Source organism: Chloroflexota bacterium (assembly GCA_015478725.1).
GTDB lineage: Bacteria > Chloroflexota > Limnocylindria > Limnocylindrales > CSP1-4 > C-114.
This window is the reverse complement of sequence record JADMIG010000115.1, coordinates 1-1,424: the sequence shown is the minus strand read 5'-3', so window position 1 is coordinate 1,424 and position 1,424 is coordinate 1. Positions and strand designations below refer to the sequence as shown.

Sequence of the window (1,424 nt, the reverse complement as noted above, 5' to 3'; positions counted from 1 at the left end):
GGCTCTTCGCGTTGAACTGGGGAGCGTGAGGTAACGAGGTATCCGCGAACGCGGCCAGAGGTCCCGCCATCGTTGGAGTTGTTCGACGACTTCAACAAGGAGGACCTCTGACATGAATGACGCTACCGGCCTGGCCGAGGCACTGCTGGGACTCGACGGCTTCCGGATACTCGAGGTGAACGAGACGCCGGCGGAAGTGGTGGTGACGGTGGAGACGACAACGGATCTGGTGGGTTGTGCCGTCTGCGGCGTGCGAGCCGAGGCCCAGGACCGCCTGCGGGTCGACATCCGGGATCTGCCCTGCTTCGGCCGTCCGGCCCGGCTGGTGTGGATGAAGCGCCGGTGGCGCTGCAGCGATCCTGACTGTGAGGCGAAGACCTGGACCGAGGGCACCGACCATGTCGCACCCCGGGCGGTGCTGACGCTGCGAGCGGGAGCCGAGGCCACCCGCCAAGTGGGCGAGCTGGCCATGCCGGTGGCCGTGGTCGCCCGTGAGCTCGGGGTGTGCTGGTGGACGGTGATGGGCGCTGTCGTCCTCCACGGCACCCCGCTCGTCGACGATCCCAAACGGGTCGGCACGGTGAGGGCACTCGGGATCGACGAAACGTCCTTCCTCTCGGCCAACCCGGAGCACTCGACCATTTACGCCACCGGGATGGTGGACTTGAAGCGTCGGCAGATGATCGACATGGTGAAGGGCAATGCCGCTGTTGACCTGCGCCGATGGTGTGCCGCCCAGGACCCCGACTGGCTCAAGGGTGTCCGGGTGGTGGCCACCGACCTGGCCGAGAGCTACCGGGCCGGCACCTCTCCTCACCTCGACCATGCCACCCGGGTGGCGGATCCCTTTCACGTGGTCCGAGTGGCCAACCGCTGCATCGACAAGGTGCGCCGCCGGGTCCAGAACGAGACGCTCGGCCATCGCGGCCGGAAGCACGACCCGCTCTATCGGATCCGCAAGCTCCTCCTCAAAGGAACCGAGCGGCTCGACGAACGAGGACATGACCGTCTGCTGCTCGGGCTGCGACTCGGCGACCCCCACGACGAGTTGCTCGGAGCATGGCTGGCCAAGGAATCGGTCCGTGACGTCTATCTCACCGATGATCCGAGGGAGGCATCCGTCCTCCTCGACAAGGCCATCGTCGGCTGCCGGTCCGACGAGGTCGAGGAGATCCGTTCGCTCGGTGACACCTTGAAGCGATGGCGGAAGGAGATCTTGAATCATCACCGAACCGGGGCATCCAACGGACCGACCGAAGGCCTCAACTTCTGTGTGAAGCAGGTCAAGCGGGCCGGGAGAGGCTTCACCTGCTTCGAGCACTACCGGCTCCGAGTACTGCTGCATACCGGTGGAGTCACGTGGCCACAGCGACCCTCACCACCGAGAATCAGAACCCGCTCTCCCCAGTTGAACGCGTAGACCC

At 65.8% G+C, this 1,424-nt stretch carries 1 protein-coding gene; it reads left to right on the top strand.

The features are described 5' to 3' along the window. The first annotated feature begins 112 nt into the window (after window positions 1–112). Window positions 113–1,420 carry an ISL3 family transposase gene (locus IVW53_16010; GenBank protein MBF6607068.1) on the top strand — a complete coding sequence of 436 codons (1,308 nt, stop codon included), beginning with the start codon at window positions 113–115 and terminating at the stop codon, window positions 1,418–1,420. Window positions 1,421–1,424: the final 4 nt, after the last annotated feature.

Excerpts from the sequence above, each read along its gene's own strand:
- IVW53_16010 (MBF6607068.1), top strand. The coding sequence starts at position 113 with ATGAATGACGCTACCGGCCTGGCCGAGGCACTGCTGGGACTCGACGGC.